Below are 21,819 nucleotides of genomic sequence, written 5' to 3' on the forward strand. Positions count from 1 at the left end.
GCACAGTGGGCAATAATTGCCCCGAACGCTCGAAGGGACGCCATGAAGACCGATGGAACGACGGTGGCGGCGCCGTCCGGCGCGATGGGGCACCGTCAGGTGCTCGAGTCGCTGTCCGGGCTGCTGCTCGCGCTGCTCGTGGCGATGATCAGCTCGACGGTCGTGTCGACCGCCCTGCCGTTGATCATCGGCTCGCTGAACGGCACGCAGACGCAGTACACGTGGGTGGTCACGGCCACCCTCCTGGCGGCGACGGCCACCACCCCGATCTGGGGCAAACTCGCCGACCTGTTCAACAAGAAGACGCTGGTGCAGATCGCGATCGTGATCTTCGTGATCGGCTCGATGATCAGCGGGTTCAGCCAGAACACCGGCCAGCTGATCGCCGCCCGCGCGTTCCAGGGCATCGGCGTCGGCGGCCTGCAGGCACTGGTCCAGGTCGTGATCGCGGCGATCATCCCGCCGCGTGAACGCGGCCGCTACAACGGCTACCTCGGCGCGGTCATGGCGGTCGCCACGGTCGGCGGACCGCTCCTCGGCGGCCTGATCGTGGACGTGCCGTGGCTGGGCTGGCGCTGGTGCTTCTTCGTCGGCGTCCCGATCGCGGTGCTCGCGTTCGCCGTCCTGCAGCGGACCCTGAAGCTGGAAACCGTGCGCCGCGAGAACGTGCGCGTCGACTACCTCGGCGCCGCTCTCATCGCCGCGGGCGTGAGTGTCCTGCTGATCTGGGTCTCGTTCGTCGGCAACACCTTCGACTGGCTTTCGTGGCAGACGGCCCTCATGGTGGGCGGCGGTGTCGTACTCCTCGCGCTCGCGCTGATGGTGGAACGGAAGGTCAGCGAACCCGTCGTCCCGCTGCACATCATCACCCAGCGCACCCCCGCGCTGGCGATCGTCGCGAGCCTGGCGGTCGGCATGGCGATGTTCGGCGGCGCGGTGTTCCTCGGCCAGTACTTCCAGGTCGGCCGCGGCTACTCCCCCACCGAAGCCGGTCTGCTGACCATCCCGCTGATGGCGGGCGTGCTCGTGTCCTCGACCGTGTCCGGGCGCCTGATCAGCCGCACCGGGCGGATCAAGCCGTACATCGTGGCGGGCACGATCACCCTGGTGATCGGGTTCCTCGGGCTGGGCACCGTCGACCACGCCTCGCCGCTGTGGCTGGTCGGCGTCGCGATGGCGATCGTCGGCATCGGGGTCGGTATGACGATGCAGAACCTCGTCCTCGCCGTGCAGAACACCGTGCCGTTGCGGGATCTCGGCGCGGCGAGCGCCTCGGTCACGTTCTTCCGGTCGCTCGGCGGCACCATCGGGGTCTCGGTACTGGGCGCGGTCCTCGCGAACCGGGTCACCGCCGACCTGTCCACCGCGCTGCACGTGCCTGCGGGGCAGGCATCGACGGGAAGCGTCAGCGCGCTGAACCTCAAGGCGCTGCCGCCGGAGGTCCAGACGATCGTGCACACCGTGTACGGCGACGCGACCGCGCACATCTTCCTGATCTCCGCGGCGGTCGGCGTCGTGGGCGTGATCGCGGCGCTGCTGCTCAAGCCGCTCACCCTGCGCACCACCATCGACCTGGAGTCGAAGTCGGACTCCCCGGCGTCCGACCCGGTCGCGGGATGAGCACGCCCGGGGCTTTCGAGTCCACTGTGGAGCGTTTCGGCCCGCCCCGGAGGACTTCGGGGCGGGCCATCCTGGCCGGGGTCGACGGCTCCGACACGGCGATGCGGGCGGCCGCCTTCGCCTTCGGCATGGCCCGGCGCGAGGGCGGCAGGCTGCTCGTCGCCTTCGTCGTCAGCCGCACGGTGCTGACGAACCTCGGACCGGCTGTCGCGGCGACGGTGGAGCACGACACGACACTGCAGTTGTACGCCGAACTCCGCGAACAGATCCGCGAGGCCGCCGAAGAGCTGGAAGTGCCGGTCAGCTTCCTGAAGACCTACGGCGATCCGTACACCGCGCTCCGCGACACGGCCGACCGCGGCCAGGTCGACATGGTGGTGGTCGGCGCCTCACAGAAGGCGGGCCACCGGTTCGCGGGCTCCGTCGCGACGAAGCTCATCAAGACCGGGCACTGGCCGGTGCTCGTGGTCCCGTGAAGGCCGGCCGCCCAGGAACGAAACGGCGCCGACCACCACGACGACGAGCGCGCACCCCGCCAGCTGCAGCGGGGTCGGCCACTGGCCGAGCAGGGCGGCCCCGAAGAGGATCGCGGCGGCGGGTTGCAGCATGAGCACGGCGGACCCGCCGCTCGCCGGGAGCGCGGACAACGCCTTGCTGATCAGCAGCCAGCCGATCACCTGCCCGGTCAGGGCCAGCACGAGCAGCCACAGCAACGCCGAAGGCGGCGGCGTCACGTCGAGGTTTCCCGCCACCAGCCCCGAAAGGCCGCCCACACTCGCGGAGGCCGCGGTCGCCGTGGCGAGCATCGTCGTCCGGCCGCCGCACTCGGTACCGGCGCGGCGCAGCAAGACGAGGTAACCGGCGTAGGCCACACCCGCCAGCAGCGCCATGACTGTGCCGTACCAGGGATCGCTGCCCGCGGCGCCGCCGTCCGCCAGTCCCCCGGCCAGTGCCGTGCCCGTCAGCATCAGCGGGATCGACAGCCAGAACAGCCGCGACGGCCGCTCGCCGAACCACAGCATCCCGGCCAGGGGAACGAGGACGACCTGGACGTTGACCAGCGCCGTCGCGACGCCGGCGCCGACGGAGAGGATCGCCTCGCTCCACAGCACCATGTCGATCCCGAGCAGGACACCGGCCAGCACGTGCCGTCGCCGCGCCGCCGGGGTGGGCCGGTGTCCCCGCTCTCGCGAGCGTGCCAGGAGCACGAGGATCGGCAACGCCAGCAGGCAACGGAAGAACGTCGCCGTCGTCGAACTCGCGCCGGACAGCGCGACGAGCGGGGCGGACAGGGCGATCGCGAGGGCACCGAGTACTCCTTGTGCGCGCGGATCGGCGAGAACTCTCTGGCGTGGCATGGATTCGATTCGACCGTACGACGCCGGGGAGGACCAGCGAGATCCTCTTACCGCGAGGGTTAAGCTCGGCTAATGAGTGGCGATCTGTCCAATGTGGAGCGGCTGCGGATGCTGCACGCGGTGTGGCGGCGGGGTTCACTCGCCGCGGCGGCCGAACTGCTGCACGTGACACCGTCGGCGATCTCCCAGCAGCTGACCAAACTGGAGCGGGAGGCGGGCACCCGGCTGCTCGTCCGGCACGGGCGCGGCGTCCGGCTCACCCCGGCGGGATTGCTGCTCGCGCAACGCTCGGACCGGGTCCTCGCCGAACTCCGGGCCGCCCGCGCCGATCTGGACTCGCTCACCGGCGAGATGACCGGCGTCGTCGAGATCGGCGCCATCCCCTCCGGGGTGCACACGTTCATCACGCCCGCGCTCACCGGCCTCGCCGTCCGCCATCCCGGTATCGAGGCCCGGCTGCACGAGGTCGAACCGGAGGTGGCCCTGCCCGCGCTCGCCGACGGCGTGTTCGACGTCGTGGTCGTCGAGAGCTGGGAGAACCTGCCGCTCACCCGGCCGCCGGACACGCGCTGGACCGTCCTGCGCGACGACTCGGCGATGATCGTGCTCCCGGCCGGGCATCCCCTGGCGGGCGCGGACTCGATTCCCGCCGAAGACCTCGCGGACGAGATCTGGGTCGCCTGGGCGCGCCCGACCCTGGCGAACACCTGGCTCCGCCAGACCTTGCGCGAGCGCGGCATCGAGCCGACGGTGCGGCACACGGTCAGCGGTTTCGGCACCCAGTTCGCCGTCGTCGCCGGGCTCGGCGCGGTCACGCTGGTGCCGAGCATGGCCACCACGATCGCGCCGCCGACCGTGGTGTGCACCGAACTCGAACCCGCGCTGCACCGGCAGCTCTACGCCGTGCAGCCCCAGGGCGAGACGCGGCCGGCCGTCGCCGAATGCGTCACGGCTCTGGTCGACGCGGCCCGCGCCTGGGGCGGCTGAGGATCAGCCGCGACCGCAGAGGGCGTGGTCGATCACGGGATCCAGCGGATTCCCTTCCGGCAGTTCGGCACCGGGGTTGTAGGGCGTGAGGGTGTTGAGCGACACCATCACGCTGCGCTTGCCGTCCTCGGTCACGCCGTTGCCCGTCAGGTAGCCGGGCAGCGCGCCGCCGTGGCCCCAGTAGTCACCGCAAGAGCCGGTCAGCTTCATGAGCCCCAGCCCGTACGCGCCGAGCCCCGGCGCGGGCACGGTCTTCTTCATTTCGGCCAGCAACGCGGGTTCGAGCACCTCGCCGCCCAGCAGCGCCCGGAGGAACTTGTTGCCGTCCTCGGTGGTGCTGTTGATCGAACCGTCCGCTCCCCCGCCCGCCGACGGATTCATCAGCGTCACGTCCACCCGCCGTCCGAGCCGCGGCGGGTTCGAGCCCTCCTCGACGAACCGGTCGTAGCCACGGGCGTGCGGGGCGGGAAGGAACGGCGAGGTGTAGGGATGCGAGGTTTCCCGCAGGTCCAGCGGCCGGATGAGCCGGTCGGTGATCTCCTTCCGCCAATCCCTCCCGGTCACCTTCTCGGTCACCATCCCGGCGAGCACGTAGTTGGTGTTGGAGTACCCCCAGCTCGACCCGGGCGCGAACTCCGGCGGCTTGCCGACGGCGAGCTTCACCGCCTCGGAAGCGCTGAGCTTGTCGAACCGATGACGCAGGAAGCCTTCTTCGGTGAAGAGATCGAGCTCCGCCAGGTAGTCGTGCAGACCGCTGGTGTGCTGGAGCAGTTGCCGGACGGTGATGGCGCGGCCGTCGTTGCCGTTCCCGCTCACCACACCGGGCAGCCACCGATCGACTTTGTCCTCCAAGGAAAGCCGTCCCTCGCCGACGAGCTGCAGCATCGTCGCGGACAGGAACGTCTTGCTGAAACTGGCGATCCGGAAGTGCGCGTTCCACGGAACCGGCGTCTTGGCCCGCAGATCGCCATGGCCACTGCGCACCTTGACGCTGCCCTTGGCCGTGCTCACTTCCACCAGGGCACCCGGAGAACCGCCCGCCACGAGAGCGTCGGCGTCACGCTGCAGAGTCCGCTGCAACGGGTCTTTCGCTTGCGGCGTCGCGGACGCGACCGCCGGGGAAACGAGCGTAGCCGCGCAAAGTGCGGCGATCACCACTGAAGTTCGTTTCATATCGGTAAAACTACGAAGCATCGCCGCACCCGGCATCGGCTGTGAGGACGATGCCGCCTACCACCACGGTACTAACCCGGGGCAGGGTCGTCTCAGGGTTCAGCCGGAGACCAGGTCCATCCGGAGGAATTCGGTGACACGGAGCAACTTCGGCGGACGGCTCACCCCGGCGGGGAGCTCGTCCGCCCCGACGAGCCTCGGAGCGGCGAGTTCCACCTCCCGCCCGTCGATCCGCAGCCGTGCTCCCCGTGCCGCCATGGCGTTGCGCACCCAGTCCGAATCCGCGCCGTACACCAGGATGAACAGATAGCCGCCGTCGACCGGATGCGCGTCGAGCGGCGTGCGGTAGGTCTTTCCCGAGGTACGGCCGACGTGGATCAGCACCGGGTACTTCCCTCCGGCGATCGCGCGCGGGTTGAAGACCCGGTTGTTGACGCGTCCCCACCATCTCGGCAACGGCATCGGACTCTCCTTTCGATTGCCTTACGCCCGTAAGGTTGGCTTACACCTGTAAGGTTGTCAATGTGCCGCCTCGCCGATCGCTCACCAGGGAACGCGTACTGCGAGCCGCGATCGAGGTCGCGGACAGTGGCGGCGTGGAAGCGATGACGATGCGGCGGGTGGCGCAGCACTTGGGCGTGGAGGCCATGTCCCTGTACCACCACGTGCCGAACAAGGACGCGATCCTCGACGGCGTCATCGACACGGTCTTCGCGGCGATCGCACTGCCCGATGCCGGAAACGACGACTGGCGCGAGGCGATCCGCGCACGCGCTTCGTCCGCCCGCGAAGTTCTGTCACGGCACAGCTGGGCTCTGGGTCTCATGGACTCCCGCCGCAATCCCGGGAAAGCGACGCTACGCCACCACGACGCCGTCCTGGGGGTTTTGCGGCGAGCGGGATTCACGCTCCCGATGGCCGTGCACGCCGTCTCGCTCATCGACAGCTACATCGGGGGCTTCGTTCTCCAGGAGTCGAACCTGCCGGTGAGCGGCGACGTCGATCAGGTGGCGGGCGACCTTCTCGAACAGCTGCCGCCGGACGAGTTCCCTTATCTCACCGAGGTGGTAGTCGAGCACTCCCGGCGGCCGGAGTACGACCACACGGGCGAGTTCGCCTACGGTCTGGATCTCATCCTGGAAGGCCTCGAAGCTCGCCGGAAGTGACCGAGAGGGTCATGCCTGCCGGCGCCACGAGGGCCAGGCGCGCCACTGGTGGCAGCGGCACCTGTTCCGGCGCGGCCCGGAAAGCCTGGATCACCAGCGCCGCGAACCGCCGGGACGCCGCGACCTGCGCGGCGGGCGAAACGGCCTGGATCCCGTTGTTGGCCATGAGCATGAGGATCAGGTCGTCGAGGACGAAGTCGGGCCGCAGGTTCCCGGCGTCCTTGGCCCGGCCTGCCAGTTCGGCGATCGCCTTGAGCGCGTAGTCGCGGTCCGTGGTGAAGTCGATCGCCTTGGGGAAGGCCGAAACGAAGGCCGCGGTGAAACCCCTGTCGCGCGCGTGCAGCTCGCAGATCTTCTCGATCACGGAACAGAAGCCGTGCCACGGATCCGGGTCGGCGAGCCCTTCGTCGACGACGAGGTGACACAAGCGCATCTGGTCGGAGAAGGCCTCCGTCGCCAGGATCTCCTTGGTCGGGAAATGGCGATACAGCGTGGCGGGGCCGACATCGGCACGGCGTGCGACCTCCCGCAACGGCACGTTCAGCCCTTCGGTGGCGAACAGCGCGCGAGCCGCTTCGAGGATGCGGTCGCGGTTGTCCAGGGCGTCGGAGCGCGGGATCCGAGGCAAACGACTGGTCACCACTCTCACTTTAGCGAAAACGGACGGGGGCGTCCGTTACCTTTCCGCCTGACCGAAGACGAAGGACGAGGAGACGAAATGCGAGCAGTCGAGATCCGGGCGTTCGGCGGCCCCGAAGGCCTGGCGGTCATCGACCTCCCCACCCCGGTTCCCGCCGCGGGAGAAGTGCTGATCAGTGTCGAAGCGATCGGCGTCGGCGGCGTCGACACCGTGATCCGGAGCGGGGCTCTCTCCGGATTCGGCTTCCGGGAAGGGCATGTACCCGGCAACGAGGTGGCCGGGACCGTCACCTCGGCGGGCGACGGCGTCGACCCGTCCTGGATCGGGCGGCGCGTCTGGGCGTTCACCGGCGAGGGCGGCGGCTACGTCGAGCACGCGGCCGTCCCCGTCGAGCGGATCGTGCCTCTCCCCGCGAATCTCGCCACCACCGACGCGGTCGCCCTCGGGACTTCCGGCGTGGTGGCCCATTTCGCGCTCGCCCGCGCGCGGTTCGCCCCCGGCGAGGCGGTGCTGGTGCGCGGGGCGGCGGGCAGCATCGGGATCATGACGGTGCAGCTCGCGGCGGCCGGGGGCGCGAGCGCCGTGGCGGTCACGACGTCGTCGGCCGAACGCGGCGAGCGTCTGCGCGAACTGGGCGCGACCCACGTCCTCGGCCGTTCCGGCGACGGGGACGGCCCCGCGGGGTACGACGTCATCATCGACATCGTGTCCGGTGTGGACATGCCTTCCTTCTTCGACCGGCTCGAACCGAACGGCCGCATGGTGGCGGTCGGCGTCGTCGCGGGCATGCCGCCCGCGGACTTCGGCACCAAGCTCATCGCGGCGTTCCGGAAGTCCCTGTCGTTCTCCGCCCTCAGCGCCGACACGGTGCCCCGTTCCGATCAGCGGGCGGTGGGAGCGGCCCAGTTCGACGCCGCGGCCCGCGGTGAACTGCGCCCGGTGGTGCACGAGCTGCTGCCGCTGGAGAAAGCCGTTCTGGCGCACCGGAAGATGGACGACGGCGAAGTGTTCGGCAGGATCGTGCTGACGCCGTAGCCCGTCCTTTGTGGAGTGCGGTCTCCGGATCCGATGAGGACACCCGCGTCACCCGGTCAGTGCAATTTTCGCCACCGCAAGCGTTCTTCGCACTAGGCTGCGCACTCGTGCCCGATCCGACACCCGAGGGACCCGGCTTCACGGCGGTCGACCTGCGTCCGCTCTCCGCCGGAGAGGGCACCGGCGCCTACTGCGTGAACGACGCCGGGATGATCGTGGGCGAGTCGGGGGCGCGGCCGGTGTCCTGGGACGGCGACGGACGTCCGTCGCCGTTGCCGATCCTCGACGGCTTTTCCGGCGGCCGCGCCGTCAGCGCCAACACCGCGGGCCTCGTCGCCGGCGCGCTCTACACCGGCGAGAACCTCCGGCCCGCGTGCTGGGAACCCGGCGGCCGGGTCCGGGTGCTCGAACTCCCCTCCGGCATGGTCTCCGGCACGGCGTGCCGGGTGAACGAACGCGGATCGATCCTGGGGAACGCGATGCGGCCGGGTTACCGGTGGCGGGCGCTGCGGTGGGAACCCGGCGGTGAGGCGGTGGAACTCGGCACCCTTCCCGGCGGCGGTGACACCCAGGCCCACGACCTGAACGGACTGGACGAAGTCGTCGGATCGGCCAAGGACGGCACGGGCGCCCGGACCGCGGTGCGCTGGACCCCGTCGGGCAAGATCGGGAAACTGCCGCCGCCCCGCCGCGCGACCGCCTGCGGCATCACCGATTCCGGCGCCATCCTCGGCGACGGGGTGGTGTGGAACCGCGACGGCGGCACCGTCCTGCTGACCGGAGAACCGGAGTTCACCGCGGGACAGGTCGTCCGGATCGCCGGGCCAGGCGTCGCGATCGGCTGGGGCGTGACACCGGACCGGCGCGGCACCTGCGCGCGCTGGGATCGCGACGGACGGCCCACCGTGCTCCGGCCCCTGCCCTCGGACGTCGCCAGCACGTGCTTCGACCTCGACGACGCGGGAACGGTCGTCGGCGAGTCCGTGAGCCAGGGAACGGTGCGGCCCGTCCGCTGGGACGCCGACGCGACACCCATCCCGCTCCCGTCGCCCCGCGAGCTCACGGCGATCGTGGCCCAGCACATCAACGCGGTGGGCGCCGTCATCATCGGCTACGGCTTCGCCGCGGACAGCTCCACTTATCGCGGGATCGCCTGGCGCCGCTCGTGAACCGGCGGCTCGTCAGGCCGTCGCGAGATCGATCGCCCGCCGCATCGCGTCGTCGAGTGGAATCCCCTCGCGCACGGCGGTTTGCCCGGCGGCGAAGACGGCACCGGTGACGGCGCCGACGATCGCCGCGGCGTCGATCTCGTCCAGCTCGCCGTCGCAGGCCCGGCGCAGCGCGGCCGAAAGCCGCTGCTGAGCGTCGAATGCCCGCTGCAGCATCGTCGCGCGCAACGACGGCACCGACGTGATCAGGTCCAACCGGATCCGCTCCGGCTCGGCCGCCGGGTCGCGGATCCCGGTCCCCGCCTCGGCTAGCATCCGGTGCATCGCGCGCCGCAGAAGTCCCGCCGCCGTCTCGCCCGGCTCGCGCGCCGCGAGCACGTCCAACCCGGCACGCAGGATGTGCTCGCCGTCGTCGGTGAGGAGGAGGTCCTCCTTCGTCGCGAAGTGGTTGAAGAACGTCGCGGTGGACACCTCGGCGGCCGCGGCGATCTCGGCGGTGGTCGTCCGGTCGTAGCCCTGCTGCTCGAAGAGCCGGTACGCCGTCTCGATCAACGCCTTCCTGGTGCGCCACTTCTTCCGTTCCCGCAAGCCCACCGGTTCGGTCATGGGCCCAGCATACTGGAGCCGAGCCAAACTTAGAGCTACTCTAATCTTAGAGTTAGTCTAACGAATGGAGGCGGCATGACGCTCGACGCGTTCCTCGACCGGTTGAAGTACCGCGAACCTGTCCGGCCGGATCTGGCGACGCTGCGGAACCTGCACCGGGCGTGGCGGCTGCGGATCCCCTACGAGAACCTCGACATCCAACTCGGCAGGCCGATCCTGCTCACCCCGGACGCACTGCTCGACAAGTTCACGCGTCGCGGCCGCGGCGGGCTCTGCTACGAAATGAACGGCGCACTCGCCCTCCTGCTCCGGGCAGCCGGATTCACCGTGACGATCGTGGAAGCCGCGGTACAGCGCGCGACCCGCGGCGACGGTCAATGGGGCAACCACATCGCCCTGCTGATCGACGTCGACGGCGAGCGCTGGCTCGCCGACACCGGCATCGGGGACGCGTTCCTCGAGCCGCTACCGCTACGGGAAGGCACGCACCGGCAAGGAGAACTGCCCTACCGGATGGAACGTCTCGACACCGGCACCTGGCGAGTGCACCATCATCCGAACGGCACGATCGCCTCCTGCGATTTCCGCACCGCGCCCCGCGAACTCGCCGAATTCGCCGACCGGGCCCTGACCAGGGACCCGGCCTCCCCGTTCGCCAGAGTGCTTGTGGCGCAACACCATCGCGACGGTCACGAACTGGCCCTCCGCGCGCGGACGGTCACGCGCGACGGCACCGATCGCCGCACACTGTCCACCCTGGACGAATTCGCGGGGGCACTGACGGAATTCCGCATCCCGCTGGAGGACATCGGGACCGGTGAACTGGCCGCACTCTGGGACAGGACGGAGGGGCAGCACGAAGCCTGGCTGGCCATTCAGGCCGACGCCGCGCGGAGGTGAGCGACGCCCCGCCTTAACCTGGCGCGATGGACCACAGCGAGTTGATCGAGTACGTGCGCGCGCAGCGGACAGGTGTCGTGTCGACGCTCGGCCCCGGCGGCGCGCCCCAAGCCGCCTATCTCCCGCTCGCGGTGACCGATCGCGGCGAGCTCGTGTTCGACGCGAAACCGGACTCCCGCAAGGTCGCGAACCTGCGCCGCGACGGGCGGATCGCGATCGTCATCGGCGGCACGGACGGCACGACACTGCAATGCGAAGGTGTCGCCGACGCTCCGGCCGGAAAGGAACTCGAGCGCTGCGAGGCCGCCTATCTCGCGACGTTCCCGGAGTTCGCGGACTCGATCGGCGGCGGGGGCGTGGTCGTCCTGCGCGTCGCGCTCCACTGGGCGAGGTACGGCGATTTCCGTGCTGAGACACCGGAAATGCGGGAGGTCGAGCTTCCGCGGTCCGGCTGAAGTGAGGCGCCGGTACAGGTGGTCGTGAGTGGCGTTTCGGGATCGAGGTGAAGGGCAAAGGTGGCGTGTTCGGGCGGCGTCTACGTGTGTTTGAGGGGCGATCACGTGTGATGGGAGACGGATCTCGCGTGATCGGACGGCGATCACCGTGGGTGCAGACACAACGCCACCTTTGACTTACCCCTCAATAACCCGAATTGCCACTCACGACCCAGCGCATTCCGTCACGCGGACGCGGGCTCATTCCCGCCGGAATCACCCTTCAGTGGCGTTTGTTCGGTTTCATTGTTGCTTAAAATTACGAACACCTGTTCGATAGGTTTGCGGTATTCTTGTGGGGTGTCCGAGACCTTCCTTCCCGAGTTGCCGCAGGAGTTGTGGCGCGCCGGCAAGCTGGAGCTTGCCCATGGCGTGCAGCAGTTTCTGCAGGTGATGCGGGTGGCCTCCGCGGGGTTGGGCCAGTATTTGGCGGAGATTGATTCTCGTGGCGCGAAAGACTTGTACGGTTATGGGACGACGGTGGCGTGGTTCGCCGATGTCGCCGGACTGAGCCAGGGCGAAGCTCGGCCGTATGTGAATCGCGCTATCGATCTGAACCCCACGTGTGGCTTGGATGGCACGGAGATTCCGGCCTTCGCACCGGCGACCGCTGTTGCGGCGGCGGAGGGGGCGATCGGCGAGGAACGGATCAAGCAGATCGTGGAGATCCTGCGGAAGATCCCGGCTGGGGTGTCGGTGGAGGATCGGGAGCACGCGGAGACAACCCTCGCCGATCTCGCCCGGAAGGCGGGACCGCAGCAGGTGTCGGATCTCGGGGACCAGCTGCTGGGCTGGCTGGACCCGGACGGCAAGGAACCGAAGGATCCCGAACCCGCCCAGCCCCGCCGCGAGCTGACCCTGGAGCGCCGCAAAGACGGCTACTGGAAACTGAACGGCCTGCTGGATGACGAGGCCGGTGCCCGGACCGCCGCCGCCCTCGAGGCTCACGCCGCACCCCGTCCGATCGACGAGTTCGGCCAGGCGGATCTGCGGACCAAGGCCGAGCGTCAGGGTGACGCCTGGGTCGACCTCGTGGATCTCGCGGTTGCGTGCCCGGATCAACCTGGGACGAGCGGCTACCGGACGTTGATTCATGTGACGATCAGTCTCGACGAGTTGAAGTCGGGCCTGGGTACGGCGTGTGTGGACTTCGTCGGAACCATGACCGCCCGCGAAGCACGCATGGCCGCCTGCGACTGCCTCATGCTCCCCGTCGTGCTCAACGCCGCCGGTGAGCCCCTCGACGTAGGACGACTGAGACGATTCGTCACCCCCGGACAACGCCGCGCCTTGAACATCCGTGACGGAGGCTGCGCGTTCCCCGGCTGTCATCGCAAGCCGAAGAACTGCCACGCCCACCACATCCACCACTGGGCAGACGGAGGCCCCACCGACCTCCGCAACCTCGTCCTACTGTGCGGCTTCCACCACCGCCTGATCCACCACGGCGACTGGCAAGTCCACATGGCGGCCGACGGGCTACCGGAATTCATCCCACCCCAATATCTGGACCCGCTACGACGATCCCGGCGCAACACCCGTGTGTGACCCGAGGAGCCCGCCAGCCACACCGGCGACGGGCCCCTCGCCATGCCCACAGGTCGAAAGAGCAGTCCTAGCCACGACCATGTCCGCCGACCCGGTCCAGCACCGCGCGCGTGTACCCGGCGGTGTCCGCGGTCCCGCCGAGATCGGCGGTGCTGACGCCGTCGGCCAGCACGCCGAAAGCGGCGGCCAGCAGTTCCTCGCTCGCCTCGGGATGACCCAGGTGGTCGAGCATCATGGCCGCGGACCACAAGGCGCCCAGCGGGTTGGCCTTGCCCTGCCCGGCGATGTCGGGAGCGGAACCGTGCACCGGCTCGAACATCGACGGGAATTCCCGCTCGGGATTGAGGTTCGCCGCCGGGGCGACGCCGATGCTCCCGGCCACGGCGGCGGCCAGGTCGCTGAGGATGTCACCGAAGAGGTTGGAGCCGACGATCACATCGAACCGCTCCGGCGCCAGTACGAGTTTCGCGGCGAGCGCGTCGATGTGTTCCTTGGCGCTGCGCACATCGTGGTGCCGCGCCGCCACTTCTTCGACCAGTTCGTCCCAGAACGGCATCGTGTGGACGATTCCGTTGCTCTTCGTCGCCGAGGTCACGTGCTTCCGGCGGCTCGCGGCCAGCGTGTAGGCGTACTCGACGACGCGGGTGACTCCCTTGCGGGTGAACACCGCCTCCTGCACGGCCAGTTCGTCTTCGGTACCCCGGCCGAGCCGCCCGCCGATCTCGGAATACTCGCCCTCGACGTTCTCCCGCACCACGACGAGGTCGACGTCCCCGGCGCCCGCGGCGCGCAGCGGGCTGGGCACGCCGGCGAGCACTTTGACCGGCCGCAGGTTGACGTACTGCCGGAAGCCTCGCCGGATGGGGATCAGCAGCCCCCACAGCGACACGTGGTCAGGCACGCCCGGCCAGCCGACCGCGCCCAGCAGGACGGCGTCGTGCCGCCGGATCCGGTCGAGGCCGTCCGACGGCATCATCGCGCCCTCGGCGAGGTAGCGCTCGCATGACCAGTCGAAGGAGTCGCAGGTGAATTCGATCCCGTGGCGTTTGCCGACGGCGGCGAGCACCGCCTGGGCCGGGGGCAGTACTTCGGTGCCGATGCCGTCGCCGGGGATGAGCGCGATGCGGTAGCTGGTCATGGGTCCAGTGGACGCCGGGCCTTGCCGCCGCGTCCAAGACCCAGTTCTTGCCGCGGTGAAAGGCTGCGCCTATCAACCGGCTTCCGCCAGAAGCGGTCATACCCGGGTCGGAGGCTTTCGATCCCGCGGTCTGATTCGCCGATCGCGGTGGCGGGAAAGCATTGTCGCCATGATTGAGATCAGGGAACTGACCAAACGCTATGGCCCGACGCTCGCCGTGGACCACCTCTCCTTCCGGGTCGAACCCGGTTGTGTGACCGGCTTTCTCGGTCCCAACGGCGCGGGCAAGTCCACCACGATGCGAGCCGTTCTCGGCCTGGACATCCCGACCTCCGGCGACGCGGTGATCAACGGCCGGCACTACGCCGACATCGATCGCCCCCTTCATCACGTGGGCGCGCTGCTCGACGCCGGCGCCGTCCACGGCGGGCGCGGCGCCTTCGACCACCTGTACTGCCTCGCCCGCAGCAACGGAATCCGGAAGGCGCGGGTGCACACGGTGCTGGACCGGGTCGGTCTCACCGGTGTGGCCGGAAAGAGGATCGGCGGCTTCTCACTCGGCATGAAGCAGCGGCTCGGAATCGCCGCGGCCCTGCTCGGCGATCCCGGGATCTTCCTGTTCGACGAGCCGATCAACGGTCTCGACCCGGAGGGCATCCGCTGGATCCGCGACCTCATGCGGTCGCTGGCGGCCGAAGGCAGGACCGTGCTCGTCTCCAGCCATCTCATGAGTGAAATGGAGCTGACCGCGGACCACATCGTGGTTGTCGGGCGGGGCAGGCTGATCGCGGAGACGTCGATCGCCGAACTCGCCGAGCGGTTCAAACGCGACGTGCTGGTACGCACGCCGGACGACGCCGAACTGGCCCGCCTGCTGCGGTCGGCGGGCGCCACCGTCACCCGGCAGTCCGACGGAAGCCTTGCCGCACAAGGCCTCGACGCGGTGGTCATCGGCGACATCGCGGTGCGGAGCCGAATCGCGGTGCACGAGCTCACGCCGCGGAGCGACTCGCTCGAGGACGCCTACCTCAAGCTCACCAACGACAGCCTCGAATACCGTGCCGAAAGGACAGCACCGTGATCGACGTCATCGCTTCGGAAGCCGTCAAGGCGAGATCGGTCCGCTCGACGCACATCCTGCTGGGCTTCTCGTTCGCGGCCATTCTCGTCGGCGGCCTGATGGCCCTGATCTCCGCAGACGCCTGGGACGCCGCCACTCCCGACGAGCGCGCCCACTTCGGCGGTCTCGGCGACGGAACGTCCGTCCTGACCGTGGTGCAGCTGTGCCTGATGACGTTCGGCATCCTCACCACCACGTCCGAATACTCCACCGGGATGATCCGCACCACCCTGGTCGCCGTCCCGGCGCGGAAGAAACTCTTGCTGGCCAAGGTTCCCGTCGTCGCGGCGATCACGCTGATCGCGGGCGAGGTGATCGCGGTGGCGACGTTCTTCCTGAGCAGGCTGCTGATCGGCGACCGGCCGATCGGGTCACTGACCACAGTGGACACCGGGCTCCCGGTGGTACTGGCCGAGGGCCTGCTCATGATGGTCATCGCCGTCATCGCGCTCGGCCTCGCCACGCTGATCAGATCCACCGCCGGCACACTGGTCACGATGGCGGTGCTGCTCTTCGCGTTGCCGATGCTGCCGCGAATGCTGCTGTCCGCGCCGTGGGACGACCGGATCGCCTCGGTGCTGCCTTCGGAACTGGCGGGCCAGCTCAGCGGCGCGGCGGTGGAAACCGCTCTGTCCCCGGTGGGCGCGCTCCTCGCGATGGCCGGGTGGGCGACAGCGGCGACCTGCCTCGGGCTGGCCGCGATCGGCAGACGAGACGCTTGATGCCTACCCTCGTCCGGACTCCAGCTGACCGTGGAAGGCCGCCGCCGCGGGACTCAACCGCCCCGGCCGGGACACCAGAGACACCTCCAGGGAATCGGCGCAGTCCAGTGCCCGCACAGCGGCGCCCGCCGATTTCGCCAGTGCGCGCCAGGAGTCGCTGACCACCGCGATGCCCACCCCGGCGAGAACGAGGGGCAGGACGGCCTCCCGATGTTCCACCTCGACCACGAACCGGCTGCCGGTGGCCTCACGGAGCACGGCGTCGGCCACGCGCCGCATGCCCGTGCCCTGCTGGCCGACGATGAGCGCGGCTCCGACGAGATCGGCGGGCCGGACCGGATCGGCCGGGGGCAGTGCCGCTTCGTCGCGGCCCAGCACGGCGAAACGCTGGGTCTCCAGGCGCACCGCCTCCAAGCCGGGCAGCGCGGGCGCCGTCGGCGAGGCCGCCACCACGCCGAGTTCGGCGTCGCCGGTCGTGAGCATCTTCGCCACGTCGCCGGGGGTGCTCGCCGCGCGGACGGAGATCAGCACGAACGGGTTGACGGCGGCGAAGGCGGCGATCAGGTCCGTGAGCGGGCTGACCGACTGCGACGGCATCGAGGCGATGACCAGTTCCCCGCCGAGCAGGCCGTCCACCGCCTCCACCGTGGCCCTGGCGAGGTCCAGCCCGCGCATGACCTCCCGTGCGGGCGCCACGAGGGCGTGTCCCGCGGCGGTCAGCACCAGCCGGCGGCCGGTCCGGTGGAACAGCAGGCTTCCCAGGTCCCGCTCGAGCGTGCGCAGGGCTTGGGAGACCGAGGGCTGGGCGACGTAGAGCAGCTCAGCGGCCCGGTGGACGCTCCCGGCGTCGACGACGGCCAGGAAGTACTTCAACTGACGAGCATCCACTCCGGAACCCCTCGTGGTCGATAGCCGGGACCTATCACCTTGCCAGCAACCCGGTCTTGGACCGGCGACCCACCGGCGGGGCTTACTGAGTCGCTACGAGGGACGGCACCGGCGCCGTCCCGCCTCGAGTCCGAGGAGGGCACCGTGTCCGATGCCTGGCTCCTTGCCCACACCGGCATCGCCATCGTGGGCATCGTCGTGATGATCACCTGGCTGAAGACACCGCCGATCTTCGGCCTGCTGATCGGCGCCACCTACCTGGGACTGGCCACGGGCCTCGGAGCGAGCGGCACGACCGAAGCGCTCGCCGCCGGATTCGGTGACGTGATGGCCGAGATCGGCATGCTCATCACCTTCGGCGTCGTCATCGGCTCGCTGCTCACCGCCACGAACACCCTGCATCGTGTCCTGGAACGGCTGCTGGGCGTCTTCGGGGAGAAGCGCGTGCCGATGGTGTTCGCCGTTTCGCTGTCGACGGTGTTCACCTCGATCTATTCCGACGTCGTCCTGGTGCTCACCGCGCCACTGGCCCGCCGTCTCGGCACCCGGCTGGGCCCGCGGGGCGTCGCGCTCATGGGCGGCGCGCTGACCGCGGGGATCGAGGTCGGCCTGGTTTTCGTCGTCCCCGGGGTCGCCGCACTCGCCGTCGCGGGCCTGCTCAAGGTGCCGCTCGGTGAGATGTTCCTGTTCGGACTGGCCGTCGGCCTCCCCACCGCCGTGCTGACCACGCTGATCTTCACCGTGCTGCTGCGGAGGGTGCTGCGCTGGAATCCGGCCGCGGACGAGCTGGAGCGCGATGACGACGAGGGTGTCGCCGAGGCCGCGAGTTCCCCGGCGTCCACGACCGTCCGGCAACTGCCCCTGTCGCTGGCCGTCTCCCCGGTGCTGCTGACGCTGTCGCTGATCGCCCTCGGCGCGCTCGCCGCCGCGTTCCGCTTCCCGCTGGGACCCGTCTCGCTGCTGAGCGAGCCGGTGATCGCCATGGCGATCGGCGCCGGCCTCGCGCATCTGCTGGCCCGGCGAGTCCTCGCCCGCCACGAGGTCAACGCGGCCGTGGGCAAGGCGCTCGCGCTGGCCGGACCCATTCTCGTGCTGTCCGGGCTCTCTGGCTCGGTCGCCGAGGTGATCGGCAAGTCGGGCCTGCGCGACGTGCTCGCCGGCTCGTTCGGCACCGGTTTCCTGCCGCCCTTGGCGCTCGTCTGGCTGATCGCCGCCGTCCTGCACATCGCGATGGGGTCCATCTCGATCTCGGCGATCACCGCGGCGGGCATCCTCGCGCCGATCGCGGGCTCGCTCGGGGTCCCGGTGGTGCTGGTCGCCCTCGCCGCCTGCTCGGGCGCGCTGTTCCTTCCGCACGTCAGCAGCAACTTCTTCTGGATGTTCCAGTCGCTGCTCGGGCTGAGCACCCGGGGCACGTTCAAGACCCACACCGTCGCCATGTCACTGGCCTCGGTGATCTCACTCCCGATCGTGCTGGCGTTCGGCCTCGTGGTCTGACGGCGAAGTCACTCGCGCCAGCGGTTGTTGAGGAAGGCGTCGTCCTCGTCGTCCACCGGAGCCGGACGACGAGGAGCGCGCCGAGGGGTGTCCCGCCCCACGCGGGCGGGCGGCTCCGAGGTGAACGGAGCCGCGGGGTCCTCGAAGGCAGGGGCGCCGTCGAACGCCGACGAGTTCCCGGGCTCCGCGTGCGACCGGTCGGTGCTCCAACCGGACTTCGTCTTGCGCTCCCCCAGCTCACGCCGGTGCTCGACGTAGCGCTGGGCGGTCTGGACCTGCTTGGTCATGAACTCCTGCGAGCTCGCCTTGATCTCGTCGGCCTTCTTGTCCCGCAGGGCCCGGCGCTCCGACTGCTCGCGGACCAGACCGTCCAGGGTCGCCTTCATCCCGGCGGTGTCATCGGCGCTCATCTGTTTCTCTCCTGCCTCGGCTTACCGCCTGCGGGTGACCGGCTGATCCTCATCGTCCAGCAGCGAACCGGTGATCCGGCCGGTGGGTTCGTTGATCTGGTCGAACACCTCGCCCTCGATCCGGTACGCCCGGTTGGACCGTTCCTGGTCACCGCCGCCTCCCTGGCCGCCACCACCCATGCCGCCCATCGGCGGCATCGCGCCGCCGCCGAACGACTGGCCGGTCGATCCGCTCACCGGAGCGGACGGGGCGCCCGCGGGCACGGGTTGCGGCTGATGCGCCCCGCCGCCGGTGTGCACGCCTTCGGTCAACGACGACGGCTGCCCGCTCACGGGGGTCGCGGTTTCGAACGGGGCCGCGATCCCCGCGCCGCCGCCACCGGCGTGGCCGCCGCCTCCTCCGCCGCCGCCGTGGCTGCCACCGCCACCGCCGTCGAGGTCACCGGCGCGGATACCGTCGGGGACGGTTCCCCCGCCACCCTGGTGCGGGGTGAGCGGCGCACGGTGCTCGGGCTGCGTCGTCCCGGTGAGGGGCTTGGCCTCGGATGAGGGCTTGTGCGTGTCCGAGGGGTCCTTGTCCTCGCCGAGGGTGTACGTGGTCGGTTTCCCGGTGCCGTCGTCGACGGTGACGACCGTCGGCCCGGACGGGCCGTCGGGACGTTCGGCGGTGATCTTCACATCGCCGTCCTGGATGTGGATCTTGCCGTCCGCCCCGGGGCGGTGGATGTCGTCCTTCTTGCCGTCGCCATCGGGAGCGTCGCCCAGCTTGGACTCGTCGCCGGTCCAGTCGAGCTTGAAGTCCTTGGCAGGCCCCGAACCGTCGCCGACCTTGATCTCCATCTCGCCGTCTTTGTCCGGCTCGGTCATCTCGAAGGTCTTGTCGCCCTGCTTGACCTTGAGGGTTTCGCGTTCGCCGTCTTCGGCCTTCTCGCCGTCCTTGGTCTTGTCGCCGTCCTCACCGGTCTTGTCACCGGTCAGCTTGTCGCCGTCCCCGCCCGGCATGTCGTCGCCGAGCTTGTCCAGCGCTTCGGATGCCTTCTTCTTCGCGTCCTCGGCGGCCTTCTCGGCGGCTTCCTTGGAATCGGTTTCGCCCGTACCGCCAGGAGCGTCACCGAGTTTGTCGAGCGCTTCGGAAGCCTGCTTCTTCGCTTCTTCGGTCGCCTTCTCGGCCGCTGCCTTGGCTTCGGACGCGGGATCCGTGCCGCCGCCACCGCCGCCACCGCCCGTACCGGAACCACCCGGACCGGATCCGCCGGAACCGCCGAGATCCGCGCCGGTGGGACCGTCGCCCAGCTTGCCCAGGGCCTCGGAAGCCTGCTTCTTCGCGTTCTCGGCCGCCGCTGCGGCCTGCTTCTTGGCCTCTTCGGCCGCGGCCCGCTGCTCGTCGCCGGAATTCGGCGGCGGAGCGGAACCCGAGGGGGACGTCTCGTCCTTGCCTTCCGGACCGCCACCGGAGCCACCGCTGGAACCGCCACCCGGCGATCCGCCGCCGGCTCCGCTGTCGGGGATCTTCACGTCCGGGATCGGCGGAGGCTTGGGCGGGTCCGCCGGGCCGTTGCCGCCACCCGAACCGGAACCGCCGGTGCCCGAGCCGCCACCCGTGCCGCCGCCCGAACCCTCCGGGCCACCGCCGGGTCCACCCCCGGAACCACCTTCGGGGATCTTCACATCCGGAACGGGCGGCGGCTTCTGGCCCGATGAGCCGGTGCCGTCGCCGGAGCCGCCACCAGGACCGCCGCCGGGGCCTCCGCTGCCGGAACCGCCCTTGCCATCGCCGGAACCGCCGGTGAAGTCCGGTCCGCCGTTACCCTGGCCGCCGGGTCCGCCACCCGTGCCACCGCCGGGACCGCCCGCGCCGCCCTTGCCGTCGGCGCCCGCGCCTTCGAACTCGTTCTTGACCTTGCCCATCACCTTGTCGAGTTCGTCATAGGCCTGGTTGACGAAATCCTTGGTTTCCTTGCAGTTCTTCTCGAAGCCCAGGTAGATGGCGGTCCACATCTCCGGGATGAACTGCCTCTGGATCCACTGCTTGGCGAGGTTCTGGCCCGCCTTCTTGAACTCGTCGTCGTCGCAGCAGCCGTCGTTGTTCAACTGCTGCACGAGGTTGGAGCCGAAGTTGGCGTCCATCCAGCCCGCGATCGCGCCGAGGTCTTCCTTGCCGCTCTTCTCGCCGGCGGCGATGGCGACGACCTTCTGCGCCATCGCGAAGTCGGCCTTGCCGACCACCTCTTTGTAACCCTTGACGACCTGGTCGGCCTTCTCCTTGCAGAGCTTGAACACCGTGGTGGTGGTGTGCAGCGTCGCTTCGCCGGCGGTGTTCAGCGTCTGGGCGAGTTTCTTGGCCTTGGGATGGATCTTCTCGTTGTAGTTCTCCGACGAAGCGTCCGCGGCCTTTCCGGTCCAGGTCCCGTACAGGGTGTTCAGCTGGGATCCGGTGTCGTCGATGGCCTTCTCGACGGTCTTCGAGCCCGTTTTGAAGTGCGCGGCGTCGTCGACGAAGTTCTTGAAGTTGATGCCGCGCTGCTCGTCGAACGGCTTCTTGATGTCCTTCTCGAAGTCGAGCGCGCGGCTGGTCCCCCGGCAGTCCTCCGGGAGCTTCGCCAGCAGTGAACCGAAGGTCTGGAAGACCTTGAGCGCGGGTACGGCGGCGTCGAAGATCTCGTCCGACGTCTTGGTCCCGCCGCCTTCCGGCGTGGGTTCCTTTGTGCCGTCCAGCTTCTTGTCGCCGTCGTTGACGGCCTTCGTTTCTTCCTTCTGGGTGAAGCTGGCCTGATCGCCTGCCGCCTTCGCGCCACCGTAGATCTTTTTGGTGTCGCCGTCGTACGGCATGAACGGAAGGGCGTTGAAGGTCTGCGCGTACTTTTCGGCTTCCTTGCGCTTCTGCTTGATCTCTTCCGGCTCCTCGACCCCGCCCCACGGGGGCGGCGCCGGATGCGTCTTGATCCACGAGCCGATGAGCGCCGTCTTGTTACCGGGCGGCACGCTCGGGTCGTCGAGGACGGCCTTGACTTCGGTCCAGGTGAGTTCGTCGGCCACTAGCGCGTCCCCGTCTTGGTGATCTTGTTCTTCGTCTCGTCCTCGTTGGCACCGTAAGTGGTGCCCGCGGTGCCGAGGTTCGTGCCGAACGAGCCGAGCGTTTTGCTGTAGCCCTGGACCGAGGCCCACAGCGCCGCCACGCCGTCGGTGTACTTCTTCGAGTGGTCGCCGTGAGCCTGGCCGAAGCCCGCCGCGTTCACCGGTGTGCTCGACAGATCAGGATTGTCTTCGAGCAACTGTTCCGTCAGCTTGCCGATGTCCTTCGATGCCGTTGAAAGCGCATCGGTCGCCGCGGTGAAGCCCCCGCTCATT

The 21,819-nt window shown here is 69.4% G+C and carries 22 protein-coding genes; 12 read left to right on the forward strand and 10 right to left on the reverse strand.

Annotated features, from left to right (window positions below; all coding sequences use genetic code 11):
• The first annotated feature begins 42 nt into the window (after window positions 1–42).
• Together ACLJRM_RS14780 and ACLJRM_RS14785 are read left to right on the forward strand one after the other, a co-directional pair.
• A complete protein-coding gene (locus tag ACLJRM_RS14780) occupies window positions 43–1,620 on the forward strand; it encodes an MDR family MFS transporter (protein WP_101609010.1) in 1,578 nt (525 codons plus the stop codon).
• The gene (locus ACLJRM_RS14785; protein ID WP_410663247.1) at window positions 1,617–2,096 is read left to right on the forward strand and encodes a universal stress protein; all 480 of its coding nucleotides are present in this window, start codon (window positions 1,617–1,619) and stop codon (window positions 2,094–2,096) included. The genes ACLJRM_RS14780 and ACLJRM_RS14785 overlap by 4 nt, the downstream gene beginning before the upstream one ends.
• On the opposite strand, the gene ACLJRM_RS14790 is transcribed toward ACLJRM_RS14785, so the two are convergent.
• Window positions 2,010–2,978, reverse strand: coding sequence for a DMT family transporter (locus ACLJRM_RS14790; RefSeq protein WP_410663248.1), 969 nt, complete (start codon window positions 2,976–2,978; stop codon window positions 2,010–2,012). The genes ACLJRM_RS14785 and ACLJRM_RS14790 overlap by 87 nt on opposite strands.
• Before the next feature lie 72 nt (window positions 2,979–3,050).
• Here ACLJRM_RS14790 and ACLJRM_RS14795 point away from each other — a divergent pair, with 72 nt between their 5' ends.
• Window positions 3,051–3,965: a LysR family transcriptional regulator gene (locus ACLJRM_RS14795; RefSeq protein WP_101609013.1), complete on the forward strand. Its 915-nt coding sequence runs from the start codon at window positions 3,051–3,053 to the stop codon at window positions 3,963–3,965.
• A 3-nt stretch (window positions 3,966–3,968) separates the two neighbouring features.
• On the opposite strand, the gene ACLJRM_RS14800 is transcribed toward ACLJRM_RS14795, so the two are convergent.
• On the reverse strand, window positions 3,969–5,138 hold the full coding sequence (locus ACLJRM_RS14800) for a serine hydrolase domain-containing protein (protein ID WP_410663249.1): 1,170 nt from the start codon (window positions 5,136–5,138) through the stop codon (window positions 3,969–3,971).
• A 99-nt stretch (window positions 5,139–5,237) separates the two neighbouring features.
• On the reverse strand, window positions 5,238–5,600 hold the full coding sequence (locus ACLJRM_RS14805) for a nitroreductase/quinone reductase family protein (RefSeq protein WP_101609015.1): 363 nt from the start codon (window positions 5,598–5,600) through the stop codon (window positions 5,238–5,240).
• A 62-nt stretch (window positions 5,601–5,662) separates the two neighbouring features.
• On the opposite strand from ACLJRM_RS14805, the gene ACLJRM_RS14810 reads away from it, so the two are divergent.
• Window positions 5,663–6,304: a TetR/AcrR family transcriptional regulator gene (locus tag ACLJRM_RS14810; protein WP_101609016.1), complete on the forward strand. Its 642-nt coding sequence runs from the start codon at window positions 5,663–5,665 to the stop codon at window positions 6,302–6,304.
• Here the strand turns inward: ACLJRM_RS14810 and ACLJRM_RS14815 are convergent.
• The gene (locus tag ACLJRM_RS14815) at window positions 6,270–6,944 is read right to left on the reverse strand and encodes a TetR/AcrR family transcriptional regulator (RefSeq protein WP_101613325.1); all 675 of its coding nucleotides are present in this window, start codon (window positions 6,942–6,944) and stop codon (window positions 6,270–6,272) included. The genes ACLJRM_RS14810 and ACLJRM_RS14815 overlap by 35 nt on opposite strands.
• Before the next feature lie 78 nt (window positions 6,945–7,022).
• On the opposite strand from ACLJRM_RS14815, the gene ACLJRM_RS14820 reads away from it, so the two are divergent.
• Both ACLJRM_RS14820 and ACLJRM_RS14825 read left to right on the forward strand, forming a co-directional pair.
• Window positions 7,023–7,979 (forward strand): zinc-binding dehydrogenase, encoded by a 957-nt coding sequence (locus tag ACLJRM_RS14820; protein ID WP_410663250.1) that lies wholly within the window; start codon window positions 7,023–7,025, stop codon window positions 7,977–7,979.
• Window positions 7,980–8,086: 107 nt separating this feature from the next.
• Window positions 8,087–9,148: a hypothetical protein gene (locus ACLJRM_RS14825; protein WP_101609018.1), complete on the forward strand. Its 1,062-nt coding sequence runs from the start codon at window positions 8,087–8,089 to the stop codon at window positions 9,146–9,148.
• A 12-nt stretch (window positions 9,149–9,160) separates the two neighbouring features.
• Here the strand turns inward: ACLJRM_RS14825 and ACLJRM_RS14830 are convergent, their stop codons facing one another.
• Window positions 9,161–9,754, reverse strand: a complete 594-nt coding sequence (locus ACLJRM_RS14830; RefSeq protein WP_101609019.1) for a TetR/AcrR family transcriptional regulator — start codon at window positions 9,752–9,754, stop codon at window positions 9,161–9,163.
• Between the two features lie 75 nt (window positions 9,755–9,829).
• Here ACLJRM_RS14830 and ACLJRM_RS14835 point away from each other — a divergent pair, with 75 nt between their 5' ends.
• From ACLJRM_RS14835 to ACLJRM_RS14845, 3 genes are all read left to right on the forward strand, one after another.
• Window positions 9,830–10,654 (forward strand): arylamine N-acetyltransferase family protein, encoded by an 825-nt coding sequence (locus tag ACLJRM_RS14835; protein WP_410663251.1) that lies wholly within the window; start codon window positions 9,830–9,832, stop codon window positions 10,652–10,654.
• A gap of 26 nt (window positions 10,655–10,680) precedes the next feature.
• Window positions 10,681–11,109 (forward strand): pyridoxamine 5'-phosphate oxidase family protein, encoded by a 429-nt coding sequence (locus ACLJRM_RS14840; RefSeq protein ID WP_410663252.1) that lies wholly within the window; start codon window positions 10,681–10,683, stop codon window positions 11,107–11,109.
• A gap of 339 nt (window positions 11,110–11,448) precedes the next feature.
• Window positions 11,449–12,696 (forward strand): DUF222 domain-containing protein, encoded by a 1,248-nt coding sequence (locus tag ACLJRM_RS14845; RefSeq protein ID WP_410663253.1) that lies wholly within the window; start codon window positions 11,449–11,451, stop codon window positions 12,694–12,696.
• A 67-nt stretch (window positions 12,697–12,763) separates the two neighbouring features.
• Here the strand turns inward: ACLJRM_RS14845 and ACLJRM_RS14850 are convergent, their stop codons facing one another.
• A complete protein-coding gene (locus ACLJRM_RS14850; protein WP_410663254.1) occupies window positions 12,764–13,834 on the reverse strand; it encodes a tartrate dehydrogenase in 1,071 nt (356 codons plus the stop codon).
• 169 nt (window positions 13,835–14,003) lie between these two features.
• Here ACLJRM_RS14850 and ACLJRM_RS14855 point away from each other — a divergent pair, with 169 nt between their 5' ends.
• Together ACLJRM_RS14855 and ACLJRM_RS14860 are read left to right on the forward strand one after the other, a co-directional pair.
• A complete protein-coding gene (locus tag ACLJRM_RS14855) occupies window positions 14,004–14,915 on the forward strand; it encodes an ATP-binding cassette domain-containing protein (RefSeq protein WP_410663255.1) in 912 nt (303 codons plus the stop codon).
• Window positions 14,912–15,676, forward strand: coding sequence for an ABC transporter permease (locus ACLJRM_RS14860; protein ID WP_410663256.1), 765 nt, complete (start codon window positions 14,912–14,914; stop codon window positions 15,674–15,676). The genes ACLJRM_RS14855 and ACLJRM_RS14860 overlap by 4 nt, the downstream gene beginning before the upstream one ends.
• 3 nt (window positions 15,677–15,679) lie before the next feature.
• Here ACLJRM_RS14860 and ACLJRM_RS14865 read toward each other — a convergent pair whose 3' ends face one another.
• The gene (locus ACLJRM_RS14865) at window positions 15,680–16,564 is read right to left on the reverse strand and encodes a LysR family transcriptional regulator (RefSeq protein ID WP_410663257.1); all 885 of its coding nucleotides are present in this window, start codon (window positions 16,562–16,564) and stop codon (window positions 15,680–15,682) included.
• Between the two features lie 144 nt (window positions 16,565–16,708).
• On the opposite strand from ACLJRM_RS14865, the gene ACLJRM_RS14870 reads away from it, so the two are divergent.
• Window positions 16,709–18,061: a GntP family permease gene (locus ACLJRM_RS14870; protein ID WP_410663258.1), complete on the forward strand. Its 1,353-nt coding sequence runs from the start codon at window positions 16,709–16,711 to the stop codon at window positions 18,059–18,061.
• A gap of 8 nt (window positions 18,062–18,069) precedes the next feature.
• On the opposite strand, the gene ACLJRM_RS14875 is transcribed toward ACLJRM_RS14870, so the two are convergent.
• The 3 genes from ACLJRM_RS14875 to ACLJRM_RS14885 are packed head-to-tail and all read right to left on the reverse strand — an operon-like array spanning window position 18,070 to window position 21,818.
• On the reverse strand, window positions 18,070–18,471 hold the full coding sequence (locus ACLJRM_RS14875) for a hypothetical protein (RefSeq protein ID WP_101609023.1): 402 nt from the start codon (window positions 18,469–18,471) through the stop codon (window positions 18,070–18,072).
• Between the two features lie 21 nt (window positions 18,472–18,492).
• Window positions 18,493–21,507 (reverse strand): WXG100 family type VII secretion target, encoded by a 3,015-nt coding sequence (locus ACLJRM_RS14880; RefSeq protein WP_410663259.1) that lies wholly within the window; start codon window positions 21,505–21,507, stop codon window positions 18,493–18,495.
• Window positions 21,507–21,818, reverse strand: a complete 312-nt coding sequence (locus tag ACLJRM_RS14885; protein ID WP_410663260.1) for a hypothetical protein — start codon at window positions 21,816–21,818, stop codon at window positions 21,507–21,509. Before ACLJRM_RS14885 ends, ACLJRM_RS14880 begins: the two co-directional genes overlap by 1 nt.
• Between the last annotated feature and the right edge of the window lies 1 nt (window position 21,819).

It is taken from the genome of Amycolatopsis sp. lyj-84 (assembly GCF_046549075.1).
GTDB lineage: Bacteria > Actinomycetota > Actinomycetes > Mycobacteriales > Pseudonocardiaceae > Amycolatopsis.